Here is a 26,968-nt window from a genome sequence, read left to right on the forward strand (position 1 = left end):
GTCGATCTTCTTTTTCGTGCCGACCATTGAAGGTGTGAGAATCCAACGGATTTGACCATTCTCCGCCCTCGATACGGATTGCATTTAGTGTAGCGAACTGTCTCACCTATTATAGACACAGAGGGCAGCCGTAAAGGAAATCGATGCGCTTCACTCTTTTGGATAATATTGAACTCGACAAATTGCCCAAGCCCATGCGGCAAGCAATCGCTCAGAAAGAAAAATCCTTACGTGAGGAAATGCGCGAGCACGAGGCGCGCATCCGACCGCTCCTGACGCCAGCGCTTCGGCGTCTGCAAGATATCCCCTGGACTGAAATGAGCGACGCGCAATTCCGGTCGCTCAAAATCGATGCCGCGCGGCGAACGGTGGAAATACGTCTCTTCTGCTGTGGCGATCAAGCCGGATATTACCATCTTTATCTTCAATACAGCGACGTTCAGCTCAGCGGCGAACTCATCAGCATTCTCTGTTTCCTCGCACACTCCTGGGATGAATTGGATCAACACGAGATAGACATCGAGCAAACTCAGCCACATGTATTTATACACCGCATTCAGTGGCGCACGAGCGTCGTGACTGACCGCAATTTGGTGCAAGGTATTGGAACTTACTCCACTCTCGCGCCGGAAACGGAACTGCGCTTCGGCAGCATAAAAATCAAGCGCATCGCCACACACGTCAGTCGACACGCAAAGCGTCAGTCCAAAATCACCGTCGTACGCGAGGCGGACGACGTGCGGATCGCCAGATATCTTTCTTCGGTGACGCTAAATTGAAGCTGCGATATTGCCGCCTTCTCGTCATACTGGTTGCCGCCGGCCTCCTCACCTCCTGCGCCCGCGATCCCGACGCCGGCAAGCTGCGCGTGACGGTGATCGACGTCGGCCAGGGCGACAGTATCCTTGTTGAAACGCCCACGGGCCACGCAATGCTGATCGACGGCGGCGGCTCGAACCGTGATGACGACAGCGATCCGCGCCATGTCGGCCTGCGCACGGTCGTCCCCTATCTGCGCTATCGCGGAATCGATCATCTGGACGCCATTGTACTCACGCACCCCCACGCCGACCACGTCGGCGGCCTGCCGGACATTCTGCGCGAAGTCCGCACAGACGCCGTGCTCGATGGAACGGCGCTCCCGTTCCCCTCCCCCGCCTACGCCGCATTTCTCACCGAAGTCCGCAATCGGCACATCCCCTATCGACGCGTCGTGCGAGGAACGCATATCGACTTCGGCGACGGCGTCACCGCCGACGCGCTCAATCCGCCGCCCGGCCATCCCTACGGAACCGCGACCGACAACGCGACCATGAACAACTACTCCGCCGTCTTTCTCCTCACCTACGGCAAAACGCACATCTTATTGGACGGCGACGCCCAGTTCGAAGCCGAACAAAACATGCTCGCCACCTATCCCAATCTCCGTGCGGATGTCCTCAAATGCGGCCACCACGGCGCCGCGAACTCCACCTCCGACGCCTGGCTGGAACGTGTGCGCCCAAAGTACGCCGCCATCTCGTGCAGTAGGACGAATAGCTTTGGTCATCCGAGTCCGGCGACGCTGGCGCGTTTGAAGGCGCATGGCGTGCAGACTTATGTAACGGCGGCGAACGGGGCCATTGTATTTGTAAGTGACGGAAGAAGCGTGAAGGCAAGTGGGACGGTGACAAAGTAGGCGCCATCAGAAATCAAGGAAAGACACAAAGAATGTTGACAATACGCTCAAAGCGCGGGAAATTTATACTATCATTTTGCGGAATGATAGCAGCCACAGCCGGAATTCTATGGAGTATGCGCCTTCGTTACGTTCGCGAGCATCACCCACTCCAAGCTGCGCTTGTCCCAAGTTCAGATGGTTTTGGGATGATCGATCGTATGGCGTTCTCGCCTGACGGTCGCGCAGTCATCCTGGAAGAGACAGGTTTCGATCTCTTCGTTTGGGATATCGGGACCAAGCGGTGGGCTAAGTGGCTCAAAAACCAACCGCCAAATACACCGGAATACACGGCGCTGAGCGAGACGACGTTCCCAAAGCAATACGTTTGGCGCGGCGCTCTTGTCTATTTTCCGCCGGATATCCCAAATTACCCTCCCGCCGAGCCGAAACACACAGGGCTGCGTGACACGTTTCGATTGGACTATGATGATAGGCGTAGCTTTTCCGCTGTTTCCGCATCGAGAACCTTAACGGCTTACGGTCAAGCCAACAATCTCGTAAGCGTCACCGACCTTCGTCACAAACGCACTCTCTTCACGACGCCGCCTGCGCAAATCGCGCACTACAGCAGCGGCATACCCAGTTATACGGATACACTTTGCGGCCTTTGTTTCTCACCCGATGCAAAACTCCTGGCGACAGCGACAATTCACAACGATGTTTCAAGCCATCTCAATTCATCCCAGGACGCCATACCGGGTCCCGATCTCGAAATCACATTGCGAAATGCGCGAACAGGTGAGATTGCTCGGCGCTGGACATGGAAGCGTTATCACGAGTTTAGCAACGATACTCTCGGCATGAATTCGCGCAGTGTGACAATGGAGTTCTCACCAGACAGCAAAAGCTTGGCGATTGCAGGCGACACTCAACTGAAGTTATGGGATGTCGGTTCTGGAACTCTGACCCACACTCTACAGAATAGCGGCGGCGTTTATCCATGGACACACCAAATCATGTTCTTCCGAAAGCGCCCGCTGGTGGCAAGCTCCGGCTGGCAAGGAAGAATTCAAATTTGGGATATTCGATCCAATCGGTTGGTCCAAGTTTTTCAGGCGCAGCCGGAAAACTATTATGGGATGGAAATGGCTCTCTCGCCCGATGAGCGGCTGATCGCTAACAGCGGACGAACGAATAAAGGAAGGGCAACGCTTCAAGTATGGGATGTCTCGAACTTATGATCATGTTTTAACTTCGTCTTCCCTGTGGTAAAAGTGATCATATGATGAATGAGTGGACGCGCGGAGCAGTATGCGAGTGCACAGCGTCTCAGGAAACAAGTAAGACCCCAGGGAAGGAAGATAAAACAATGAACAGCAAGAAGAATTTCGGAGTTCTGGTGGCGACAGCAATAATGGCTCTCACGGCGCTCGCGCCGGGCGCGGCTTTCGCGGACAGCCAGAAGAACAAGAACAACTGGCGCAATGGCGCGATCGCCGGCGGCGCGGTTGGTCTCTATGGCCTGAAGAACGGCGACACCACCACGGCGGTTCTTGGCGGCGCGGCGGCCGCATATTCGGCCAAGCGCTATGAAGATGAGCGCAAGAACCAGGCAAAGGCGTCCCGCAATCGCGCGCGCTACCACCGGTCGAGCAGCTCCTACATCAGCAACGGCCGCAAGTATTACACGTACGACGGCCATAAGTACTATCAGAACCTGAAGTCCGGCGCGCGTGTCCGGGTCAACTAGCACCGTTAACGGTCGATAAAAAGTAAAACAAAAGCTGAGCCTGCGGGAACGCCGTGGGCTCAGCTTTTGTTTATGTGGAAAGCGGGCAAAGTCGCCCGGCTTAATCCTGCATCGGCGCAGGGAATATCTCTGTGGCTAACTCGGACCATCGCCGCTCCAAGACGCCGCTCGCACACGAGATTTCAAACTATTTTCTGTGATTCCGCTCACATTCCTAGACTTGGCATGGCATTTGCTATATAGAGAGTGTCAAAGACGCCAACCAGGAACTCACGCGGGGCTGACCCGCTTTTGAATATCTTCTTTTGTGCAAGACGTTTAAGGATTAGGTGATTACCAGTGGAAGCAAACGCCGCACTTTTCAACTACCCGGTCGCCTCAATTGAGCGACGCAAAGAACTTCGACGGCTTCGGCGCCAAGTCGCTTCGGATATTTCCGTGAACGCCTTCGCCCTGATGCCGGAGAGCATTCGTCTCTTCGAGAACGCTATGACTTCGGAACAGGAACTGAGCGAGATTCAGGCGGAAGTCGCCAAAATCACGCAGATGACCACGATGGCGAGCTAAGCTCACCGTCGGACACAACGCGGAAACGTCGTTTCCCGAACTTCAAATGTTTCAATGGCCGCCCAAAAAATCTGGGCGGCCATTGGCTTTTGCGCCCCCCTACAAATTCCACTCCGGTATTCTCACTCTCCTGCCGATAATATCCTCGAATGTGTCTCCGCGAATTCTTCCGGAGCGATGACGAATGGAGTGCGTTTCATGACCCGACATGAATACCTGGATAAAATTCTCGCAAAGGTCACGGATGTGCCGACGCTGCCGGCCAGCGTTCTGCATGTCATGCAGATGATCGAAGATCCTCAGTGCTCCGCCGCCGATCTCGCCCGTGTGATCCAAAACGATCCGGGTATGGCCGCCAAGGTGCTGAAGCTCGCCAACTCACCGTTTTATGGATTCCGACAGAAGATCACCAGCATCCCGCAGGCTGTTACGCTGCTTGGCTTCGCCACGCTGAAGAACGCGCTGCTGTCGGCGGCGGTCTTCGATATGTTCCGAATTTCTGGCACCGGGTTCGATATGCCCGCGCTTTGGAAGCACTCCGTGGCGACAGGAACCGCCGCGAAGCTCTTCGCCAAGCGCGTGCGGTACCCCAATTCGGAAAAGGCGTTCACCGCCGGCCTACTGCACGATATCGGCAAGGTCATGATCGCTCGGTACCTGCCGTCCAGCTTGCTCACGGTCGTGCAGACCGTGCACGACAAGAATGTCTCGATTTACGACGCCGAGCAGCACACCATCGGTCTCGCGCACCCGTCGTTCGGCGCCTGGGTGATCGCACGCTGGGGCCTGCCCACGCAGCTGGTGGAGGCAGTGGAATATCACCACCACCCCACGCGCGCCAAATACGCCTTCGATCTGGCGGGCATCGTCTATCTGGCGAACATTCTCACGCACCGCGCCAATATCGGCAACGGCGGCGATCTGATGATCCGCGAAGTGGACCCTAAGGTGCTGGAATATTTCAGCATCAACGAGGCGACACTTTACGATCTGCGTGACACATTAGTCTCCAAGCGCCTGGAGATCGAAGCGTTCGCCAGTATCGCGTCGTCGGTCTGAGCGAAATCGAAACAAGGAGTAAGACACAACCTTGAGCGCTGCCGTCATGGATGAAACGGTCTCGTACCGTTTGGCGAAGAAGAGCGGCCTATGGGTTGCTTTCACTCCGTCTGGCCACGACGGGGCCCGCACCTGGCAAATGGAAGTCTCCGTACGCGGACGCGGCGGGCGTGTGCTCGCGCCGCTGATCGCCGCCACGGCGATGCGCCCGGTCGCGTCCGTCACGCTCAAAGGCGAAACCTACCCGCTGACAATCGGCTGGCATGAATCCCGGCGCGGCGGCGCGGTCGCTTTCGGCGGCGAGCGCAAGATCGGCATGGATGGCGGCACGGTCTCCTGGGAAATGATCTGGAAGCCGCAGGACGCCGATCACAACGGCTTTCTGGCCGAGATGCGCGTCCGCACGACCCCGCGCCGCGAAGGCCAGCTCAGCCTGCGCCTGCACACCCCACTTTACAAGCCGGAGCTCTGGTCGCTCCCAGCCGCCGCCGCGCGCGGACACTGCGCGGTCGTCGCCCGGTCGAATTACAATAAATACGCCGTTAGCTTCGTCATGCTCAGCAGCGCGGACGACGACGGCGCGTGGGACGAAAACCAGAACAGCTTCATGACGACGATCTACTCGTTCCCCATGGGCGGCGGCAAACCCGTAAAGTTTGCGCTGGACATGGCGGAGACACAGTCGCCTCAAGACGCGCGCCGCATGCTGGCGAGCCATTATGCGCGGATCGCGGATACGCAGCTGCACCCGGTCGCCCCGCTGCGGCCACTGTTTCCACAAAGTACCGTCGACGCCCTCCTGACGCCCGACGCGCACGCCGCGATCGGAATCGAGCGCCTCTACCTGCGGGCGCCTGCGCCCGATCAAGATTCGTTTTACGCCGGCTTCCCACACTACTCTTTGGAGGCGCTCCAAACGCTCTGGAACTGGGGACGCATCCATCCCGACGACCGTATCTCCCGTCTGGTGCGCTTCGGCGCCACAGGCTTCGCCACGGACTTCCAGGTGATGGGGCGATCGGGTCAGCCGGAGCCGAACAAAGGAGCGTTCTGGGATTGTCGGGGCAAAGATGGATTCTCGGACTCGAACGGCGAACCTACGCACGGAATCGCCGCGAACGCCCGCATGGCGCGCGCGCTGTTTTTGCTGCACACCGCCACCGGCGAACCGCTCTACAAACAGTCGGGCCTGAACATCTGCCAGTGGCTGATGCTGAAGCAGAATTCCGAGGATTATTACAGCGGAGAATCCGTCCACGCCACCCAAGGGGAGCTCGAAGATGGAAAGGTGTTTGGAAATCCGGCCGCGCTGGACGGCGCACAGGCCATCCAGCCGATGACGCTCGCCTATCGAGCCACACAAAACGAGGTCTTCATCAAAGCCGCGCGCCGGATCGCCGCCTATCTCATCCAGGAGTGGATGCCCCAGTATGAACCGATCTCACCGGTGGATATCGCGCAAACCATTCTTTCGCTGATGGCGCTGGACGCCGAGGCGCCGTCGGACAAGATGCGCGCAATCATCCGCGAATGGGGATCATGGCTGCGCATCCGGCCGCTGAACGCAGGCTCCCCGATCCTGAGCGCCGACGGTCACCACTCCGGTCTCTTCGAATGCGCCAAGGCGGGCTTTCTGATGCACGCCATGGACTCCGACCCGGACTACCTGCGCTACGCCTTCGCCGCGCTCGGCGCCATCCCACGCGCCGCTTACTTCGATACCTGGCGCGCCGCCGATCTCTACCACACGGCCCTGCTCTCTCTCGGCAGCCTTATCTCCGAAGCGCGCCCGGACTTCGACATGCTCCATCTGCGTCTCGGCTGGCGCGACTTCGCGCCCGACCCCGCGACGGCAAGCTTTCTGAAAGTCACCACCCTCGACGGCGGTCCCGTCGATTATCTCCCGCTCGTCTGCCGCGCCAACGACCAGCTTCTGGTCATCGCCCTCGCGCCGCCCGACGTCACGGAGATCCTCATCCACAAAAACGGCAAGCAGCCCATCTCCCGCGACCTGCTCACAGACGCCCTCGACGCCGCCACACCCCTGCACCCACTGCTCGGCGAAGAGTGGGCGCGCGTGGGGATCTTCACCGTCGATCGTTAGAAATTCATCTCAGGTTCGGGGAGAACAACCCCATGGCGTTTAACGCATGAGAGCAAAGCTCTGGTCGAGCTGGATCCGGCGCATTTTGCAGTTGGCGCAAAACCCATCGCGATCCAGGCCGCCCTGGCAGTAGAGGCATTGGTCCACGGGTGTCGGCGGGACGGTCTGCAAAAGCTCCTGGAGACCGAGGATCGGTGGGGTCTTGACGACCCAGACGACGATTGCGGCCGAAATCGCCAGCGGTATCAGCCGTATCGCCCAGATGGTGGCTGCATCCTGAACCGGAATGAATGGCCCGCTGAACCAGCCAAGCGCGGAGAATAAAACGATCACGACAGCCAGCACCACAAGGAGCGCTTTAGACGTGCGCGTTCGGGCGTGTGGATCGTTTCCGCATGCACTGCAGTGCCAGTGGTTGCGATATCCGAGCGGGAGGATCGGAATGAAATAAAGATGCCCGACATCGAACGAGCGAATCTGCTCCGCGAGACGCGGGCCTTCGCATGTCAGGCAGTAATCGCCGCGATATGCGATCCGCTGCTTTTTCCATCGATATTGACCGTGAATAAGATACATCGTGCGGAAGGTCCTTGGCGTGCTAAGGCGCGGGTGAGAGCACGGCGTCACGCTCCGTCTCCGCGACGGTCGGGCGAGGTTTAGTGTTCATGAACGGGCGCTCGCAGGCGAGGTGGAAGACGTAGGCGACGCCGGTGATGAGCGGCGCTCCGACAAAGATCGCCATAGCGAAGCCGGCAAGATCGCTGAGGTGCAGTGGATGGATCACATACTGCCAGAACAGCTGAACCAATGGCGCGTGCGTCAGGTAGAGCGAGTAGGCGAAAGTCCCCAGGAACACCAGCGGACGCCATGCGAACAGGCGGCCCGCCCAGCTGCGCGGACTGATCGAAACCCAGATGAGCAGAGTCATGGAGAACAAGCCGACAAAAAGGCTCATCACTTGGGGCGGCAAGGAATGGCCAAGCGCTAATGGGAACGCTGAGAGGGCGAAGACCACGAAGGCGGAAACGGCTGTGGCGGCGGCCCAGGCCGAAGCAGGTTTTCCAAAAGCGCGGGAACGATCGCCCGAGTATGCGGCCTTTGTCGCCAGCATGCCCATAGCGAACAGCCCCAGATAGTAAGGCGAAACGCCCGAGGGATACGTGGAGATCCACCGGTTCAGGGGGGAATGGCCGATGCCGAGCCAAACAATGTAAGACGCAATCACCGTGACCGACGTCACGGCGACAGGGTTGTAGCGCCGAAACGCCCACACTAAGACGGGGAACAGGAAGTAGATTCGCCATTCAACCGGGATCGACCAGAGCGGGTAGTTGATCTCGAAGTTTCCCGCCACGTCTTGCAGCAGGAAAAGATGCAGCAGCACGCCCTGCTTCGTGATGGGAAGGGTGCTGTCCCAGCGCGTCCCGCTTGCGTGGCTGAGAAAGAAGTAGATCAAGACCAGCGAGAAGGCGAGTGCGAGGTAGTATGGCGGCAGGATACGGCGCGCCCGCTTCAGAAAGAACGACGCTGCGCTGCCGCGCATCGTCCCATCGCCAAGGGCGACCGGCAGCATTAGGCAGAAGCCCGAAAGGACGATGAAGATGTCGACGGCGTAATGTCCGTAGGAGAAGAACTTCAGAAGCTCTGCGAAGGGCGCCGGCGCATGCGTCAGATCGAACTGCGTCGAGCTATGGTGCAGCACGACGAACATCGCTGCAAGCGCCCGCAGGCCGTCCAAATAGCCGATATGCACGCGGGGCTTCCCGCTTGGGACCGCACTGACCGCCGGAGAGCCCGACGTGGAAACAGCAGACACGTAAAATTACCTCACTGCTTGTTCCTGCATGAAAGATGCCAAAACCAAGCGGGCGGCAGACCGAGCAGCGTTCAGAGAAACGCCATTCGCTTACTCTGGCTCCTCGACTTCGGTCACCTGCACCGTCATCGACCTCGTGCTGCCATTTCCGTAAAACGTGCTCCAGGCGCAATCGGCGGCATCGCGGCCGGCGGCGATTTGGATCAGCGCGGGACGCGGCTGGCGCTCGGTGGCGTCGAATACGACCCAGCGGCCGTCGATATAGGCATGAAAGAAAGCGTGCAGGTCCGGCGGCTGAAGTCCCAGGCAGTAGCCCGAAACATAGCGGGCGGGGATATTTAGGGCGCGGCAGAACGTGATCGCGAGATGCGCGAAGTCCCGGCAGACACCCACGCGTTCAGCGGCCGTCTCATACGCCGATGTGCCCGAGTTTGAAGTCCCGTACTGATAGGTGATGTTCTCGTTGATCCAGTTGCAGATCTCCTGGACGCGCGCGAAGCCGGGTGTGAACGAGCCGAAGATATCATGCGCCATCTTCACCAATTTGTCCGACTGGCAGTAGCGCGACGGCAGCGTGTAGGTCAGCATATCCGTGGGCAGATGGAGAATATCGGACTCCGTGGGCGCGATGAACGAGCCGCGCTTGTCTGGAAGCTCCACCAGCGCATCATACGCCACATGGACGTTTCCTGCCGGCATCAAGAGACGCCGGCACGGATTCTTGTAGATGTCGAGATACTCCTCAATCTCCGCTTCGGGTGTGATCTTGAGAGAGGAAGATTCGATGATCTGAGCGCCGGGAATATCGGCGGCTTCGAGCTGGAGAATTGTCGGGGCGGGCGCTTCGAGCTGGAGCTCGCACTCAAAGTGGATATTGATTTTCACGATTAGGTCGGTCCTTTGATTCTAATGTTTCCCGTATCAGCGTATCCACGAACCTTACGTCGGGAATCCCAAAAAATCCGACCTCATTGACGGAATAATGCAGTTTAGGCGCGAACGTCATTGACGCCCTTTCGTACTTTCGTGTCGTGGCGCTCACTTTCCAGCGTTTCGGGATAGTCCGTGTTGAAGTGCAGGCCGCGCGATTCATGGCGCCGCTGGGCGCAATTAATAATAAGAGCAGCGACCGAAATCATATTCCGCAGCTCCAGCAGTTCGTCGGTCAAGATCAGGCGCGAGTAGAGCGGGTCCGTCTCTGCCTTTAGAACGGCGATGGCGGCGGCGGCTTTTTGCAGACGTGTGTCGGTCCGTACGATCCCAACATACTTTTGCATGACCGTCTGCACCCGGTGCCGCAGCGACTGCAGCTGAGCGCGGTCCACGGCTTCGGTCCTCTTGCGACCGGAATCGAACTTGGGAGCCGGCGCGCAGTCGCCCCAAGCGGGCACGCGTGGAATGGCGTCGGCCGCCGCGCGCTTGGCGAAGACCAGCGCTTCGAGCAGGGAGTTGGACGCCAGTCGGTTGGCGCCGTGCACCCCTGTGCTGGCGACTTCCCCGCAGGCGTAGAGACGCTCGATACTCGTGCGTCCCACCAGATCCGTGGTGACCCCGCCGCACGAATAATGCGCGGCGGGAACGACGGGGATCCAATCTGTGGTGATATCGATCCCGAAGGAAAGGCAGCGCGCGTAGATCGTCGGAAAGTGATCCTTGATCGACTGCGGCGACAGATGCGTCACATCCAAATAAACGCACTCATCGCCGGTCTTTTTGATCTCGCTGTCGATGGCGCGGGCGACGATATCGCGCGGCGCCAGATCCTTGCGCTCGGGATCGTACTCGGCCATGAACGCCGTGCCGTCTTTGCGCCGAAGAATGCCGCCCTCGCCGCGCACGGCTTCCGAGATCAGAAAACTCTTGGCGTCGGGATGGAAGAGCGACGTCGGATGGAACTGGATAAACTCCATGTTCGCGATCTCGGCGCCCGCGCGCCACGCGATGGCGACGCCGTCGCCCGTCGCGATCGTCGGGTTGGTCGTAAACCGATACACCTGCCCTGCGCCGCCGGTCGCCAGCAGCGTCGCCCGCGCGATATACGGCGTGACGTCCCCGGCGGCCTCATCCAGTACATACGCCCCGCAGCAGTGTCCGTCCTGAACGATCAAATCGACGGCGAAATGATGTTCGAGAACCGTGATGTTGGAGTGCCGGCGCACGGCCTCGACCAGCGTATGCTCGACTTCTTTCCCAGTCAGGTCCGCTGTATGGATAATACGACGGCGGGAATGCCCGCCCTCGCGCCCCAGCGAAAGCTCACCGTCGGGAGTACGATTGAAATCGGCGCCGAAGGAGATCAGCTCACGGATGCTGTCTGGTCCCTCATGGACAAGAACGCGCACGGCCTCTTCATTGCACAGGCCGGCGCCGGCGATCAGCGTATCCTGAACGTGCAGCTCCATATCGTCATCCGGGCCCATCACGCCGGCGATGCCGCCCTGAGCCCAGTTGGTGTTGCTGTCGGTCCGTTCTTTTTTGGTGATGAGGGCGACGCTGCCGCTCTCGCAAACCCGCAGGGCGAAACTCAGCCCCGCGCTCCCGCTGCCGATCACCAGATAATCGAATTGCTGCATCCGTAGTTCCTTCCCTCGCGGCGTCATCGCCTGCATTTATCGTTAGACTGTGTAAGAGTGGCCCCTCCGCCCGCTGGATTAGGATGGCCATCCTACACGGCCAGATGATTTGCGATTAGCGCAGCATCTTCGCCACGCGCGTTCCCAAAGCCTCGGGCATATGCGGCGCCCCGCCTTCTTCCGCACGAAGCATGCGGCCGGCGCTGGTCACGATCATGGCGCGCAGAATGAGCGCATCGCCGTCATAGTGCGCATGGGCGCCGACAGGCGTCTGGCAGCTGCCGCCCACTTCGCGCAGAAACGCGCGCTCCGCCAAGGTCGCGGCCTGCGACGCCATGTCGTTGAGCGCCGCCGTTAGGCCGCGCACCCGCGTATCGTCCTCACGGGTTTGCAGCGCCAGCGCCCCCTGCCCCGGATCGGGGATAAACCACACGGGGTCCAGATACTCGGTGATCCGATCGGTGAGCCCCAGACGGTGGAGCCCTGCGGCGGCAAGACAGATCGCGTCATAGCCGCCGTCCGCCAGCTTTTGCAGCCGCGTGTCGATATTCCCTCGGATCTCCAAAAACTCCAGGTCCGGCCGGCGTGAGATAAACAGCGCACGACGCCGCACGCTTCCCGTCCCCACCCGCGCGCCGCTCGGCAGCGTGCTCAGTGTCCCGCCGATAAGCACATCTCGCGGATCCTCACGCCCCGGGACAGTCGCCACGACCAAGCCTTCCGGCAGCGTGTGCGCGAGGTCCTTCATACTGTGGACCGCCAGATCGATTTCCTCGGACAGCAGCGCCAGTTCCAGTTCCTTGGCAAAGATCCCCTTCTCCCCAAACGACGACAGCGGCACATTCGCCGCCTGCGTGGCGTCGCCCCGGGTGCTGATAATCTGAATCTCGACCGTCAGTTCCTTATGCGAACGCCGCAGAGCATCGGCGACGGCATTAGTCTGAGTGAGGGCCAGCGCGCTGCCGCGAGTGCCGATGATGAGTGTTTGGTTGGGCATATTTGGTGAAGTAGAGACCTATTCCCCCGGCGCTAAAGCGCTTTCCCCTTTTCCCAGCAAGGCCCTTCGGGCGGGAAAAGGGGCGTTCGTAACTGTGATCCCGACAAGTATTCCGTGAGGTTTCGGCCCCCGTCCCCATCCTGGGGAACCTGATTGGTTATCGACATCAGGTTCCCCAGGATGGGGCGGAGGGGCCGAAACCCAACGACAAAGCTTGCCTGGAATCTAATGATCAGCACCCCTTTTCCCCCGCGAAGCGGCTTGCTGGGAAAAGGAGGAAACTTACCCAAGCGCGGGGGAATAGGTCTCTACTTCTTCCTCCTCTGAAACAAATCCGTCTTCACGTTTGCGACACGATCCAAAAACAAGATCCCATCTAAGTGATCGATTTCATGCTGTAGTACAATTGCCTCGAACCCTTCGGAATCAATACGAAGCGGCTCGCCGTTTGCGTCCAGCGCCTCCACGGTGATGCGTTCCCAGCGGCGGATATTCGCGGTGTAATCGGGGAGACTGAGGCAGCCTTCGCGGCCGATCTGTTCTCCGACGTGCGCCACGATCTTGGGGTTGACCAGGGCCAGATATCCCTGGCCGAGCCCTTCGTACTTGGGGTTCCGCGAGATGTCGACGATGGCGACGCGGGTCATGGCGCCGATCTGCGGCGCAGCGATACCCACGGTGCGTGGGGGGCCGGCGTCCATCGTGTCCAGGAGGTCTTGGATCAACTGGCGTACGGCGTCGTCCACGACGCCGACGGGTTCGCAGGCCATCTTCAGGCGCGGGTCGGGATAAAGGATCACGGGGAAAGCCGGCATGGGGAGTTACAGCGCCTCCGCGTCGAGGCTCTGCACGGTGACATCCACGCCGAGGGTTTTGCGCAGGGTTTCAATCTCCGAAGCGAGATCGGCGTCGCCGCAGGCCACTTCCAGCACCATCACATAGATCGGCGAACCAGGAGCGCCGGTGAGGCGCGTGTCCATATCGGTGATGTTGACGCCGCGCTCCGCAAGCCGCGCCGTGACTTCGAAAACGATCCCGGCCTTATCGGCGCCGTAGACGGTAAGGAGATGGTCAGGCGGTATTTCCTGACCATCCTCGCCGCTCACTTCCTGGACGGTGACGGTCAGCCCCATCTCGCGCGCTACGGGCGCGAGGGCGACGCGGCAGTCGTCCACATTCACGCCGGCGGGAAGGCTTGCGGAGACCATAGTGGCGAAGGCGCTGTGCAGGCGGGTCATGGTGGCGTCGTCGAGGTTTCCGCCCAGATCGAACATGGCCTTCGCTAGTGCGGCGACGATGCCCGGCCGATCCTGGCCCACGGCGGTGATGACGACGACGGAATTCATAAACGCTCCCAGCAATGCAAACGGTTTGGGCTATTATACCCGGCGGCCGAACTCCACAACACGAACCGTTTTCCCCATTGCGCGCGTTTATTATCCATCACGCTGTTCGGGGAGGCACACCATGCGCTTCAATAAAATCGGCATCACCGTTCTCGCGGCCGCTGCGATATCATTCGCCGTTCTGTTCGCCCTACCTTCAACAGGCTGGATCGTGCGCGCTCAAATACGCCAGACGCTCCATCCCACAGGAGACATCTGGGATCTGGACAAAGCCGTTACGCTTCAGACGCCTTCCGACGACTATGCCGTGCAGCTAGCCTCGCTTCCAGGCGACTCCGCGCAGCGAACACAGGAGGCGCGGGCGCTGGAGCAGCGGTTCCCCGATCGGCCGTCGCTTTACGCCAACGCCATGCGCTACGCCACCGGCGGCCCGGTCTCTTTACATCGGAACGAGGGGTTTCTGATTGAAGGACAAACACCGCCGCAAAACCGCGTAGGCGACCGTCCGCCGACCCCAATGGAAGATCTTTCCGCTTTCGATCGCGACGCCGCTGCCGGGGAACGATTAGACCCGAATAACGCCTATTTCCCCGCCATGCGAGCGATCGGCCTCTTCGCCGCGCATCGAGATGCGGAAGCGCTGGCGACCCTGCACCGAGCCGCCGGGGAAACTCAGTGGCGCGAGTACTACATTGATGAAGTTATGGGAAGCATGCGGCGGCGTGAACTGGCCGCAGGACCGCAGAGCGAAGTGGTGCGGACGGCAGTCTTCTCGGCCATTCTGTTTCCGCATTATGCTCGGCTGCGAGAAACGGCTCGGGTGGCGACATACGCCGCCGTTCAAGCGGAAATGCAGGGACAAACGGCGGAAGGCGCGCGCATACGACGTGATGTGATGCAGGTCGGCGGCTTGCTGCGGGCGCAGTCCCAGACCGCAATCGGCACGCTCGTTGGGATCAGCATCACACACATCGCCCTGGCGCGTCCTGGCGGCGCGCCCGCGATCGCAGACAAAGGCAACACGGCGGATCAAGAGCGCCTGGAGGCGTATTGTCAGTTTCTGCAAAATCATCGTCTGAGTGATAATATCGCGGCGGTGCGCGCGGAGTTCGCGGCGGGAGTGGAGGCGCGCACAATCATCTCCAGCTCCAATGCATTCGGCGATTCCAACGCGTCGGAAGGCCCCTTCTCCCTCAAAAAGCTCTACAATCTTTTGAATTCCTGGGAGCGAAGCTGGGGCATTCTGGTCAACATCGCCTGGCTGTCGTTTCTCGGCGCCCTCGCTTCGCTTGCCGCCCGCTCGGCGACGGTCCGCAATCGCAAACCTCTGACCCGCAGGCGCACCGCCGCGATCTGGTGCGGCGTGCTCTACGGCGTCTTCACTCTGGCGGGGTACTTCAATTTGCTGAATGGAAACGCCTCGGAGCCGTCGGTCGTCGTTTCCCTATTGATGCTTACTGGAGCTGTGCTGCTGGCAGGCGCACTGATCTGGCGCCTGCGTGGGCGCTGGCAATTGCTGGGAGAAGCCGCGCGCGACATTGCGGCGGCCGGCGCGCTCACCTTCGCCGCCGGCTTCACGGCGTACACACAGGCGGGAGCACTCTTAGGCATCACACGGTTTGCGTACGATCAGTTCACCGGGCCCTCCTCCGACACCGCCAGCCGCTTCACACAGCCGGCGGTATGGCTGCTGTTCGCCGTTCCTTCCGCAGTATTGCTGATCAGCCTGATCGTGGGCCGCGTGCGGCGCATCCCTGCGTCCAGCGCCATCGTGCTCGGGCTAAGACGTACGGCGGGCGCAGCTGTTACCGCAGGCTTCCTGCTCTACGGCGTCAGCGTCCTCATCACAATCCACGATGAGCGCGTCCTGCGCGTTCACAATTCCTCAATCCTGCAAGGAGAAAACCAATATCTCGCCCAGTTCTCCCATCAGACCTGGCCGGGGCTGACGCAATGGCCGCGCGGCGAATCATGATCTTCTCCAAACATCGCGCCGCCATCTTTCCCGCACTGTCAATTCTTGTCTTTCTCACGCTGCTTGCCGCGCCGCAGACAGGCTGGATCGTGCGAACGCAGGCGGCGCACGTATTCGCGCGCGGCGGGAGCTTGTGGGACTTGGAGACGCCGCCCACGGCTAAAATTCCAGACAGCGACTACCAGCTCCAATTGGGAGCGCTCACGGGCAATGCGGCGCAGCGGCTCGCGCAAGCGCGCGCGTTGAGACAGCGCTTTCCCACTCAGGCGTCACTTTACGCCAATATCCTGCGCTACGACGTCCAAAGCAAGGTCCACTTGCCGCACAGCACAGCATCGGATATGCTGAGTTCAAGACTGTGGAGCACAAACGATAAGCGCCCGGAATCCACGAAAGCTGAGTTGGACGCCTTTGACCGTGACGCCGCCGCAGGCGAGCGTCTGGACCCGAACAATGCCTACTTTCCCGCCATGCGCTCGATCGGCCTATTTGCCAGCGGCCGCAGCGCCGAAGCGATCGCCGCTCTGCACAGGGCAGCGCAAAAGACAACATGCCAGGACTATATGCTCGATGAGGGACAGGGCGAATTGCGGCGAAGGGAGATGGAGCGCGGCCGCCAAAACGCCATCGCTCAGCTCAGCGCCACGGGATCGCGCTATTCCCGCCATTACTCAGAGCTTCACGCGCCCGCGCATCTCGCGGCCAAGTTTGCAATGCAGGCCGAAATCGCAGGGCGCACCAACGAAGGGAGTCAAATCCGGCGAGATCTGATGCGTTTGGGAGGGGTTATGCGAACGCAAAGCCGAAACGAGGACGGCGCTAAGATCGGCGTGGAGATCGCACGCGCGGCGCTCCTGCGTCCCGGCGGCGCGCCGCTAAATTCAAACACCGACGGCGGACCTCCCGAAGATGACCTGAACGCGTACTGTCGCTTCCTCACCAAGATCGGCCACGCGCGAGATATTCCCGCCGTCCGATCGGAATTTGCGAACGGTGGGGAAGCGCAATCCATTGTCTATCACGTACAGGGCTTCGACACCTGGGCGCTCTCACCCGAATGGGACGGTCTCACCGAACAATGGATCGTAAACTGGACGCTGCTCGTCAACGCTGTCTGGCTGATCGTCCTGGGACTGGCCGCGATGGCAATCACCCGAGTGATGAGGTCTGAAGTCAGTTCAACCCCAACACAGCGCATGATCAAAATGGCCACGATTAGCACAATCCTCCTCGCATTAGCCCTCACCGTCGCCCCCGGCATCAAAGCTCAGGCAAGATTGCTCCTCGCCTCGGTGCAATATGTCTCCTGGTACGAAAACGACCTCGATTGGCTAAGACCCGACAGCGGCTCAAACACCACTCGCATTCTCATTCTCACAGCAGCGCCAATCCTGCTCTTTGCTGGCTGCCTGCTCGCCAGTCTTGTACGCAGAAAATCACCTCGAACACCATTCTATCAGCGCCTCAACCGCTATGCGTGGCCACTCGCCGGCGTTGTTATTTTCGCTTACGCGGCTAGTGTTCTGGCGACGATACACGCGGAGTATTTGAGAACGATGGACGTGAATGCGATGGTTCAAAATGAAGGCGCGTATTACGCGCAATGGGAGAATCGGGAATGGCCGGCGGCGACGGCGTGGCCGGGGGATTGGAAATAGCCGGCGGCTACTCACTCCGCCGGATGACCATCAGGGCGGCGTCGTCGCGGAGGATGTCGCCGGCGTAGCGGCGGACGCGGTCGTAGGTGTTGTGGACGCTGACGCGGGCGTCGGGAGCCGGGGTGACGAGTTTTTTCAGGCCGTCGAGGCCGAGGAAGTTATTCTGCAAATCACGCGATTCGGTCAGGCCGTCGGTGTAAAGCAGGAGCGAGTCGTGGGGGGCGAAATGGAGAGTGCGTTCTTCGAATATCTCATCCGACAAACAGCCAAGCGCGATCCCGTCGCCGATATCCAAGGGAGTCACGCAGCCGCTGGCGGTGCAGAAGAGAGGGGTCTCGTGGCCGCCGCAGGCATAACGAAACTCGCCGCTGGTGACGTCCAGCACGCCGTAGAAGAGCGTGACAAAGCCCTGAAGGCCGCTGGTGTCGGCGCAGAAGACGTCGTTGACGCGGGCGAGAACGGCCCCCGGGTTTTTGGGATCTTCCTGAGCGAAGGCGCGCAGCGTGTACTTGATCATCGCCGTTTGAACGGCGGCGCGCAGGCCCTTGCCGGACACGTCGGCGATGACGATCCCCATCCGGGTTGGAGAAAGGCGAACTAAGTCCAGGAAGTCTCCGCCGATCATGGATTCGTCCAGACCGGCCTTGTAGATGCTGGCGAATTCGAACAGGCCCATGACCTGCGGCGTCTGCGGCAGCAGGCTCATCTGCATGGTCTCGGCGGCGCGCTTTTCCTTGGTGTAAAGCGTTTGCAGCTCGGTGAACAGGCGGGCGTTCTCCATGGCGTTCGCGGCCTGGTGGGCGAAGCTCTGGGCAAGGCTCACTTCGGCGGGCAAAAACGTACGCGGAGCGCGGTAGTAAAGCGCCAGCACGCCGACCGTGTTGCCGCCATAGAGCAGGGGAAGCGCCAGCAGGGCGCGGGGGCCGCCACGCTCCTGATCGCCTTCCACCGGGCGGATCAGCGGCGCATGGGTCATGTTTCCGATGATCTGGCCGGACTGCTCCAGCATCACCGAGCCAAACACATCCGCCTCGCGCGGCTCACGGCCCAGAAGCGTGTCCGAAAATGTCAGGCCAAAGCGAGCGCGGGCGGACCATGCGCCGGTGCTGGGGTCGCGCACCCAAAAGGCGTAGCCGTCGGTGTTGAGGACGCGGCGGGCGCTGTCCATGACGCCGTCCAGCACACGGTTGGGGTCGAGCTCAGCCGCGATCTTTTGTGTCGACTCTTGCAGCGCTTCCGCCTGCGCCAGCAGCGCATGGGTGCGTTTGGCGAGACGCGCGTTTTCCAGCGCGACCGCCGCCTGCGAGGACAGGGCGCGCGCGAAGGCGTGGAACTCGGGAGACTGCGGACGCGGCGACGAGTCCAGCAGGCATAAGATGCCGATGGGACTGCGGTCGCGCGAGCGCAGGATGAAGAGGAAACCTGGAAGGCCGAGGAATTCACAGGGGCTGTCACTAAGGCCCAGCGCCTGGCGGACATCGGCGACATAATGCCGCTGCGGCTGTTCTTCATCCTCCGAAGGCGGCAGGATAGAATCCATCGGAAGCGTCTGATGGTAGAACGAATCGCGCATCGGTTTCGTCAGGGTCTGCGAATCGTGGATCGCCAGGGGCAGGAACTGATCCAGGCCATCGTCAAACTCGTAGATCGCCACGCGGGTACAGCCGAGGATGCCGGCGGCTTCATCGGCAAAAAGCTGCATCAGACGGGTGGAATCCGACGACGCGGCGATGGCTTCCCCGGTCCGGCCAATCAGGGTCCGAAGCATCTCCCCCTGGCGACGCGCCTCTTCCAGGCCGCGCGCCTTATCCACGGCGACGCCCACGGTGCTCGCCAGCGACATCAGGAGCTCTTCGTCCTCGTCCGTGAACGCCGGACCTTCCCCAACAAGCTCGCCGCGGTTGGCGACCATGATGACGCCCAGCATCACGCCTTCATTGACAATCGGAGCGGTGAGAACATTTTCCAGGCGCAGGGCCGCCGCTGCGGAATCGGTTTCCCATTTTCGGTTCAGGGAGTGAAAACGCTGGGGTGCATTGAGGCGGCGCCCGCCTTCGCGGCTGCTTTCGAAAAGCCATTCGCGCACCAGGGAATGCAGTCCCGCCGGCAGTCCGTAAAACGCCTGAGCAATGGGGGTGTATGCTTCCTCGCGGCTGAAGAGCCAGGCGGCGCCATATTCGCTGTCCAGAGCCGTGGTGGCCTGACGTACGGCAACTTGCAGAACGCTGTCTGGATCGTCCTCTCCCATAATGGACGTGTCCATGCCGTGGAGGCTGCGAAACCTTGCATTCTGACGGGCGAACCGCTGCTGAATTCGCACCAAGGCGTTCAGCAGCGCGGGAGCGGTCAGAACCGCCGCCAGGGCGGCGACCCCGATGATGATCAGCAGGAAATGCAGATCCCTATCCAGCGCGCCATTCTCCGGCGCGGGAATCAGAGCGGCGATCAAAATCCCGGTGACGGCAAAGAGAGCAACATTGGTGACAACGGTCAGCCCGATCAGGAGACGCCGTTCACCACCGCCAGAATTGGGATCCGATCGTTTCGACATAGTAACTTAAGACGCCTTACGTGGAAAGAATTTGGACTCCTTGCTGGCCGTCCAAGCAGTTCCTCGGTGAGAAATGGTATTCCTTAAGAGGATTTGAGGCCGCCCTTAGGCGCGGGAACGCGCGTCAGCGCGTAAAACAATGCTGTCTTCCCGGATTGTGGTAAGCCGATGAGGCCGACTTTCACTCAATTTCTTCTTGAGTATTCCACACATTTTGCGAAAAATGCCAGTCGAATATTCTTCCGCGCACGATTAAAAATCGTGAAAATGCGCGGCGCTAATAGAAGATTGTACCTGAGTCGGCGCACAAACGATTTTTAGGCGCCATAATCTATATGCGCCGCCCATCGCCGGCCAGTAACGATCAAGGGAGAAATATGCTTTGAAACTATGGAAGCGACGCCTCGCCGGCGCCGTCCTGCTCGGGGCAGCCACCGTCTGCGCGCCGAGTTTGCGAGCGCAAGGGGCAGGCGACGGAGCGGGCGGCTCCGTTTACATGGAAGACCTGGACCTCGCACAGATGACCTCCGGCTGGGGAACAGCCCTTCACAACAAATCGATCCAGGGAACACCGCTCACAATCGCCGGCAAGACCTACCCGCACGGCGTGGGAACGCACGCCAATAGCCTGGCGGCGTTTCGTTTAAACGGACAATGCAACCGGTTTCACGCCAACGTCGGCTTGGATGATGAAGTGGGCGCGGGACGTGGTTCGGTCGTGTTTCGCGTGACAGCGGACGGCGCCGTCCGCTGGAAGAGCGGCGTCATGAAGTTTGGCGATCCGGCGAAGGAAGTCAATGTCGATCTGACGGGCGTCAACACGGTCGTCCTCGAAGTTTTGGACGGCGGCGATGGAAATGGGTACGACCATGGAGACTGGGCGGATGCACAATTTGAAATGAAGACAGGAACCCCGACGATGACGCATGACCCAAGTCAGATCTGGATCTCCACCGCGCACACGGCGCTGGTGCTGCTGCCAGGCGAAGACAAAAAGCTCTCACAGGTGCGCTACGGCGACTCCGCGGCCACCAGCGGCGATGCAGCCGCGATGGAATATTACCCGCCGGCGGGCGACGGCCATGTCCAGGAGCCGGCGCTGCGCGTCACGCATTCCGACGGCAATACGTCTACGGATCTGCAGTTCGTGAGTTCTTCCGTCAAGGTCATTGATACAAATATCACACAGACGCAGATCGAACTCAAAGATCCCGAATACCCCCTCTTTGTGACCCTCTTCTACAAGGCCTATCGCAAGGAAGACATCATTGAGACATGGACCGAGATCCGGCACGAAGAGTCCAAGCCCGTCACGCTGTATAACTTCGCCTCGGCCAGCCTCGTGTTCGCGCCGGGCGATTACTGGCTGACGCAATTTCATGGAGACTGGGCAAACGAGATGAACATCTCGGAGACCAAGCTGGACTACGGCGTCAAGGTGCTGGACAGCAAGGTCGGCATGCGCACGGAGCTTCTGCGCAACCCGTCGTTTATTCTCTCGTCCGGTGGCCCTTCGAAGGAAGACACGGGCGAAGTGATCGGCGGCGCGCTGGCGTGGTCGGGCAGCTTCCAATTCGCGTTCGATATCGATCCGCATAACAGACTGCGCGCGCTCTGCGGCATGAACCCCTACGCGTCCGAGTATCACCTGAAGCCGAACACGCCGTTTGTAACGCCGTCGATGATCTGGGGCTGGAGTGGTTCGGGCAAGGGACAGCTGAGCCGCAACTTCCATCGCTGGGCGCGCGCCTACGGCATGCGCGACGGCGACAAGGTCCGCCCCACCCTGCTGAACAACTGGGAGGCGACCTTCTTCGACTTCGATGAAAAGAAGATCGTCTCGCTCTTTGATGGCGCCAAGTCACTCGGTATGGACCTGTTTCTTTTAGACGACGGCTGGTTTGGCAACAAGTATCCCCGCAAGGACGACACGCAGGGTCTGGGCGACTGGGACGTGACCCAGAGCAAGATGCCGCACGGAATTACGTATCTCGCCGATCAGGCGAAAGCACGGGGTCTGCGTTTCGGCATCTGGGTCGAGCCCGAGATGGTGAACCCCAAGAGCGAGCTATTCGAGAAGCATCCGGACTGGGTCATTCGCCAGCCAAAGCGCGATCTGAAGTTCGAGCGCAACCAGCTCACCCTGGACCTCACACGGCCCGCCGTGCGCGAGTTCGCGTTCCATATGGTGGATGATCTTCTTACAAAGAACCCCGGCGTCTCCTACGTGAAATGGGACTGTAACAGAGGCGTCTCGCAGCCCGGCTCGCCGTACCTGCCGGCCAACGAGCAGTCGCATCTGTGGATCGAGTATGTCCGCTCGCTCTACGATATCTTCGCGCGCCTGGAAGCCCGGCACCCCAATGTCGAGCTGATGCAGTGCTCCTCCGGCGGCGGCCGCGCCGACTACGGCGCCCTGCGCTTCGCCCATGAGTTCTGGCCCAGCGACAACACCAACCCGGACAACCGCGTGATCATCCAGTGGGGCTACTCACAGCTCTACCCGGCCATCGCGCAGGCCTGCCACGTGACGACCGCCGGCACGGCGGGCCTGAAGTTCGCCTTCGACGTCGCGATGAGCGGCCGCCTCGGCATGGATGTCGATGTCGAAAAGCTCTCGACCGAAGACCGCACATTCGCCGCCTCCGCGATCGCGACCTACGACTCGATTCGCGACATCGTGCAGTTCGGCGACCTCTACCGCCTGCAATCCCCACTCGAAGGAACGCGCTCGACGCTGATGTACGTCAGCGACGATCAAAAGCGCTCCGTCCTCTTCGCCTACCAAATGAAGGACGGCGACGCGCCCACGGTCACGCTCCAGGGCCTGAACCCTCTCACCCGCTACACGATCCACGAGCGCAACCTGCGCGCTGGGGTAACGTCCAAGCTCACGCAGGACGGGCAGACGGTAGACGGCGCGACGCTCATGAAGACGGGGCTGGCGCTGCCGGTGTCGAAGACGCATGAGAGTGTGGTGGTGGAGTTGGCGGCGGAGTAGTGTGACGGACAATATAAGCCCGATCCCATAGTTGCGCAGTCTGCCGACGTGAAACGACGCGTATTCCCCGGGTATGAAACCCGGGGCTGGGAGTCGCTTCGCGACTAACCATCCGTGCCGGACGGACAAAATAGGCTGTCGTCCTTGGGTTTACATCGTGTCCGTCCGGCACGGACGGTTAGCCCGCAGGGCTCCCAGGCGTGGGTTTCATACCCGCGATCCTAAACGAACGTGGGTTTCATACCTGCGGTCTTAACGATACTCGCAGAACCTATGGTTCTCCACTTGAGCCGGGACGCCGTAAAGCGTCCCGGCCCTTAGCTTTACTCCCCTACAGCACGCAGCACGAACGCGCCCGTCAGCGGCGCTCCAGGCTTCACCGCGATCTCATGGTTCTTCTCCCAGGATCGGCTCAGGTCGTCCGGACCGGTCACCGCGATTTCGCGGCTCGCCAGCAGCGTCACGCCGCCTTTGGATGACAGAGCGCGTCCGACCAGCGGCGTGTCGGCGTGCAGCAGGGCGACGCCCGCGCCGTCGGATCCCATCAGGGTCAGCCAGTGCAGGCCGCGCTTGGATGCGGCGAAGCGTTTGTCACCGGCGCGGCTTTCGCCAATAGGCTCCCCGAGCGTTCCTTTGGGATAGTCGGTGAAATACGCCTCGTGGCTCCAGCGCATCTGGGACATGGCGGGCGCAACAGGAATGCTCAGGCCCGCTTCCCAGAGCTGGGCTTCAGGCGCGGTCCAATCCAGGGTCCAGGCGACGGAGATTTGCGCGTTAGGCGCAATGTCGTAGACCGTTGTCAATTTCCCGAGCTTGTCGCCGCCGGCTTTGGAGAGAACCTGGGAAACGGACGTTACTTTGATGGAGCCGTTTGATTGAGCGTCCGCCGTGACGATGGCGTCGGTCGTCACCGGGGCTTGCGGAGCGACATAGAAGCCGTCGCTGCGCGCGCGCTTGCTTTCTCCGAGATTGAGGATCGGAGCGGAGGAAATCACTTCCTTCCCACCCACGCGCCATGTCTGCGCCATTCCCGTGAAACGATCGAACGTGATGCTTTGCAGTGCGTTCGCCACCGTAATCTTATTCGGCGCTTCTTTGATCGTCAGCGTTCCGCCACTAGCAAGCGCAGGCGGGGCGGCAGGCGACGGCGCTCCGGGCGCGGCGAGGAGGGCGGAGGTGATCAGCGACTTGTCGGAGCGCAGGAACTGAAGATGCAGGGCGGTTATGCCGGCGGGCGCGGGGAACTTGGCGTCGATCGACTGCATCGGCGCACAGGGGATGTTGAGCGTTCCCGATTGCAGTGTTTCGCCGCCGCGCAGCGCGGTCCATCGGCAGGTAATCTCACTCAGGTCCGTGAACGCGTAGTGGTTGGTGATCGGAACGACGCATGCGCCGCTGGCAGGAGCCACCGTGCGCGCGCCGACGACCACCGGGCTATAGGCGTTCTTGACGACCCACAATTCGGCTTTGGGAACACGGTAGGCAGTCACGATTCCCTTGTTGTTCTCCTGCCGCAAATAGTCTTTGCCGAAATAGAAGTCCTTGGTGTGATCTGGATACTTGTCCGCGATCCCCTGGTTCTGCCATTCCCAGATGAATGAGCCGAGAATCTTGGGCTGCTTCCAGATAATATCCCAGGTCTTGGTGAGCGTTTCGGTCCACAGATCGGAGATGCCGGGGTCGTATTCCTGCGCTTCTCGTGAGTAGAACGTATGCGGGTGCTCGGTGACCACCAGAGGCGCCTTGGACGAGTCGACATCGATATAGTGCTGGAAGCTGTCCGGCCCTGGGTAGTGCGTATCGCGCAGCGGCTGGCCCTTCACATCCCAGGGACCGGCGCCCGAGGCGAACGCGGGACGCGTCGGATCGAGCTTCTGGACCAGGTCGAAGACTTCCTGGGTGTCCGGTCCGACCGGGTTTTCGTTGCCCAGGCTCCAGGCGAGGACACACGCCCGGTTCTTGTCCCGCGCGACGGTGTCTTCGGCGCGCGACAGCAGCGCCGGCGCGAACTTCGGGTCCTTGACGCGGTTGTCGATCCAGCAGAACGGAACTTCGTCGAGGATGTACATGCCCTTTTCGTCGCACAGTTCTAAGAACCGGGCGGCGTGGTTGTAATGCGATGTTCGGACCGCGTTGATGTTCGCATCCTTCATCATCGACAGATCCTTCAGCCACTCTTTATCCGTCAGCGCAAATCCCTTGTCGGCCCAGTAATCGTGGCGGCAGATGCCCGTAGTCTTGATCGGCTTACCGTTCCAGAGCACCACATTGTCCTGGATCGTGACCTGCCGGAAACCAAAGCGCTGCTCGACACGTTCGACGGTCTTGCCGTCCTGCGTCAGATCCAGCACAAGATAGTAAAGCGAGGGCTTCTCCGCCGACCAAAGCCTGGGGCGCTGGACAGGCGCGGACAGCGCCAGAACGCCCGTCCCATCGTCGCCGATCTGAGCAGTTCCCGTCAGACGTACTCCCGTAGGCTTGCCTTGAATATCGGTCAGCGTTCCAGAGACGCCGATAGTCGATCCCGGCGCCCCCGAAACACTCACCGAGGCCTCGAGATTGGCGTCCTGGTAATCGTTGGTCAGCGGCGTCCGTACAGTGATATCAGAGACATGCGTTTGGGGAACGGCGATCAGGGAAGTATCCCGGTAGATTCCGCCCAGAGCCTGGTAGTCGCCGGTCTCGGCTTCGGCGCTAGGAGTAGTCTTACTCAGGCGAACAGCAAATAAATTGCGCTTGCCGGGCTGAACCAATCCAGTCAGATCGACATCGAATGCGGTGTAGCCGCTTTCGTGGTAGCCGGCCTTTTGGCCGTTGACGAAGATCTCGGCGCCGTTGAACGCACCGTCGAACCGCCACACGATTTTGCGTCCCGCCCAGGACGCCGGGACCGTCACCCAGCGGCGATACTGCCCAACGGCGTCGTCCACGGAGTTATAAGTAGGGATCGAATATCCGGCCAGTTCCCAGTTGGACGGCGTCTGGACATTGTCCCATCCCTTGTCGTCGTAATCCACATGCGTGAAATTATCGGATCCAACAGGCGCCGTCATGTCCGGCTTGGAAGGCCGCCACGTCACCAGATTCCCGCTTCCGTCTTGATATTGAACGCCCATCTCAAACAGCGAAGCCCAGCCAGTCGCGCTGGCGCTGAGGATAGTCAAACGCACGTAGCGCACCGTGCGCGGCGCAATCGCCAGTGCTCCATTCCCAACGCCCGCGCCTTCGGCGGTGGAGGTGTTCGTGAGGGTCGTCCAGGTTTTGGCGTCCGCGCTGCCCTCAACCTTGCAGCGATAGGTCTCCGTATCGCGCTCCCAGGTCAGGTTCACGGCGCGGACGGGCAGATCCTTGCCCAAATCGATCTGAATCCATTGCGGGAAGGCGCCGCCTGCGGCGCACCAGCGCGTTGCCGGATCGCCGTCGAAGGCGTTTTGCGGAGGATTGGCGCCTTCGCTGCTGGAGACTCGAAATCCCTCGGCTTCCGCCGGAGAACGCGCGAACGCGCCATCCAGGATCTGGCCATGGGTCAGGCGAAATTTCCAGAGGCCGTTCATCGGCAGGTTCCAGGGATTTTCCGCACGAAGACGATCCGGCGCCAGCGGAGACGTTCCCGGCAAAGGCAGCGGCAGCCGCGCCGTCCCAACCCGGCCTGGCGCCGGCGTTGGCGCCAAGGGAAGAGCGGCGGCCTGCGCGCCCGTTGGGGCCACCGAGCCCACCAGCGCCGCCGATCCGACCAAGGCGACCGTGCCCACCACGGTCGCGGAGCCCAGCAGGGCGATCGAAAGAATCCGAGAACTGATCATGATTGTCCTTTCGCCGGCGCAGATAAGCGCGCGCCATTGCGCCTGACGGCGGTCATTTCTACCATGATATCATAAATCTACACCATTTCTCCTTTTATGGTTCCATCA

At 60.6% G+C, this 26,968-nt stretch carries 19 protein-coding genes; 9 read left to right on the top strand and 10 right to left on the bottom strand.

The window, feature by feature from the left end:
• Positions 1 to 227: 227 nt before the first annotated feature.
• Positions 228 to 692 (bottom strand): hypothetical protein, encoded by a 465-nt coding sequence (locus ABIZ35_RS27390; protein WP_348223120.1) that lies wholly within the window; start codon positions 690 to 692, stop codon positions 228 to 230.
• An 83-nt stretch (positions 693 to 775) separates the two neighbouring features.
• On the opposite strand from ABIZ35_RS27390, the gene ABIZ35_RS27395 reads away from it, so the two are divergent.
• The 6 genes from ABIZ35_RS27395 to ABIZ35_RS27420 all read left to right on the top strand — a co-directional run bounded on the left by ABIZ35_RS27395 (position 776) and on the right by ABIZ35_RS27420 (position 7,140).
• Complete coding sequence (locus ABIZ35_RS27395) at positions 776 to 1,678, top strand: ComEC/Rec2 family competence protein (RefSeq protein WP_348223121.1); 903 nt, start codon at positions 776 to 778, stop codon at positions 1,676 to 1,678.
• A gap of 188 nt (positions 1,679 to 1,866) precedes the next feature.
• A complete protein-coding gene (locus tag ABIZ35_RS27400) occupies positions 1,867 to 2,901 on the top strand; it encodes a hypothetical protein (protein WP_348223122.1) in 1,035 nt (344 codons plus the stop codon).
• Between the two features lie 128 nt (positions 2,902 to 3,029).
• Positions 3,030 to 3,410, top strand: coding sequence for a hypothetical protein (locus ABIZ35_RS27405; protein ID WP_348223123.1), 381 nt, complete (start codon positions 3,030 to 3,032; stop codon positions 3,408 to 3,410).
• 339 nt (positions 3,411 to 3,749) lie between these two features.
• Positions 3,750 to 3,977 carry a hypothetical protein gene (locus ABIZ35_RS27410; RefSeq protein ID WP_348223124.1) on the top strand — a complete coding sequence of 76 codons (228 nt, stop codon included), beginning with the start codon at positions 3,750 to 3,752 and terminating at the stop codon, positions 3,975 to 3,977.
• Between the two features lie 198 nt (positions 3,978 to 4,175).
• Positions 4,176 to 5,036, top strand: coding sequence for an HDOD domain-containing protein (locus ABIZ35_RS27415; RefSeq protein WP_348223125.1), 861 nt, complete (start codon positions 4,176 to 4,178; stop codon positions 5,034 to 5,036).
• A 31-nt stretch (positions 5,037 to 5,067) separates the two neighbouring features.
• Positions 5,068 to 7,140: a hypothetical protein gene (locus ABIZ35_RS27420; RefSeq protein ID WP_348223126.1), complete on the top strand. Its 2,073-nt coding sequence runs from the start codon at positions 5,068 to 5,070 to the stop codon at positions 7,138 to 7,140.
• Between the two features lie 39 nt (positions 7,141 to 7,179).
• On the opposite strand, the gene ABIZ35_RS27425 is transcribed toward ABIZ35_RS27420, so the two are convergent.
• From ABIZ35_RS27425 to ABIZ35_RS27455, 7 genes are all read right to left on the bottom strand, one after another.
• Entirely contained in the window at positions 7,180 to 7,716 is a 537-nt protein-coding gene (locus tag ABIZ35_RS27425) for a hypothetical protein (protein ID WP_348223127.1), read from the bottom strand.
• 22 nt (positions 7,717 to 7,738) lie between these two features.
• Positions 7,739 to 8,956 (bottom strand): acyltransferase, encoded by a 1,218-nt coding sequence (locus tag ABIZ35_RS27430; protein ID WP_348223128.1) that lies wholly within the window; start codon positions 8,954 to 8,956, stop codon positions 7,739 to 7,741.
• Between the two features lie 90 nt (positions 8,957 to 9,046).
• The gene (locus ABIZ35_RS27435) at positions 9,047 to 9,841 is read right to left on the bottom strand and encodes a transglutaminase family protein (protein WP_348223129.1); all 795 of its coding nucleotides are present in this window, start codon (positions 9,839 to 9,841) and stop codon (positions 9,047 to 9,049) included.
• A 104-nt stretch (positions 9,842 to 9,945) separates the two neighbouring features.
• Positions 9,946 to 11,529: an L-aspartate oxidase gene (nadB, locus tag ABIZ35_RS27440; RefSeq protein ID WP_348223130.1), complete on the bottom strand. Its 1,584-nt coding sequence runs from the start codon at positions 11,527 to 11,529 to the stop codon at positions 9,946 to 9,948.
• Between the two features lie 115 nt (positions 11,530 to 11,644).
• The gene (gene hemC, locus ABIZ35_RS27445; RefSeq protein ID WP_348223131.1) at positions 11,645 to 12,526 is read right to left on the bottom strand and encodes a hydroxymethylbilane synthase; all 882 of its coding nucleotides are present in this window, start codon (positions 12,524 to 12,526) and stop codon (positions 11,645 to 11,647) included.
• A 308-nt stretch (positions 12,527 to 12,834) separates the two neighbouring features.
• Positions 12,835 to 13,341, bottom strand: coding sequence for a peptide deformylase (gene def, locus ABIZ35_RS27450; RefSeq protein WP_348223132.1), 507 nt, complete (start codon positions 13,339 to 13,341; stop codon positions 12,835 to 12,837).
• Between the two features lie 6 nt (positions 13,342 to 13,347).
• Positions 13,348 to 13,872, bottom strand: a complete 525-nt coding sequence (locus ABIZ35_RS27455) for an ACT domain-containing protein (RefSeq protein ID WP_348223133.1) — start codon at positions 13,870 to 13,872, stop codon at positions 13,348 to 13,350.
• Between the two features lie 121 nt (positions 13,873 to 13,993).
• On the opposite strand from ABIZ35_RS27455, the gene ABIZ35_RS27460 reads away from it, so the two are divergent.
• Together ABIZ35_RS27460 and ABIZ35_RS27465 are read left to right on the top strand one after the other, a co-directional pair.
• Positions 13,994 to 15,847: a hypothetical protein gene (locus ABIZ35_RS27460; protein WP_348223134.1), complete on the top strand. Its 1,854-nt coding sequence runs from the start codon at positions 13,994 to 13,996 to the stop codon at positions 15,845 to 15,847.
• Entirely contained in the window at positions 15,844 to 17,505 is a 1,662-nt protein-coding gene (locus ABIZ35_RS27465; RefSeq protein WP_348223135.1) for a hypothetical protein, read from the top strand. Before ABIZ35_RS27460 ends, ABIZ35_RS27465 begins: the two co-directional genes overlap by 4 nt.
• A gap of 7 nt (positions 17,506 to 17,512) precedes the next feature.
• On the opposite strand, the gene ABIZ35_RS27470 is transcribed toward ABIZ35_RS27465, so the two are convergent.
• On the bottom strand, positions 17,513 to 20,056 hold the full coding sequence (locus ABIZ35_RS27470) for a SpoIIE family protein phosphatase (RefSeq protein ID WP_348223136.1): 2,544 nt from the start codon (positions 20,054 to 20,056) through the stop codon (positions 17,513 to 17,515).
• A 382-nt stretch (positions 20,057 to 20,438) separates the two neighbouring features.
• On the opposite strand from ABIZ35_RS27470, the gene ABIZ35_RS27475 reads away from it, so the two are divergent.
• On the top strand, positions 20,439 to 23,057 hold the full coding sequence (locus tag ABIZ35_RS27475) for an alpha-galactosidase (RefSeq protein WP_348223137.1): 2,619 nt from the start codon (positions 20,439 to 20,441) through the stop codon (positions 23,055 to 23,057).
• A gap of 323 nt (positions 23,058 to 23,380) precedes the next feature.
• On the opposite strand, the gene ABIZ35_RS27480 is transcribed toward ABIZ35_RS27475, so the two are convergent.
• Positions 23,381 to 26,860 carry a glycoside hydrolase family 2 TIM barrel-domain containing protein gene (locus ABIZ35_RS27480; protein ID WP_348223138.1) on the bottom strand — a complete coding sequence of 1,160 codons (3,480 nt, stop codon included), beginning with the start codon at positions 26,858 to 26,860 and terminating at the stop codon, positions 23,381 to 23,383.
• Positions 26,861 to 26,968 lie beyond the last annotated feature (108 nt).

Source organism: Capsulimonas sp. (genome assembly GCF_039929585.1).
Classification (GTDB): domain Bacteria; phylum Armatimonadota; class Armatimonadia; order Armatimonadales; family Capsulimonadaceae; genus Capsulimonas.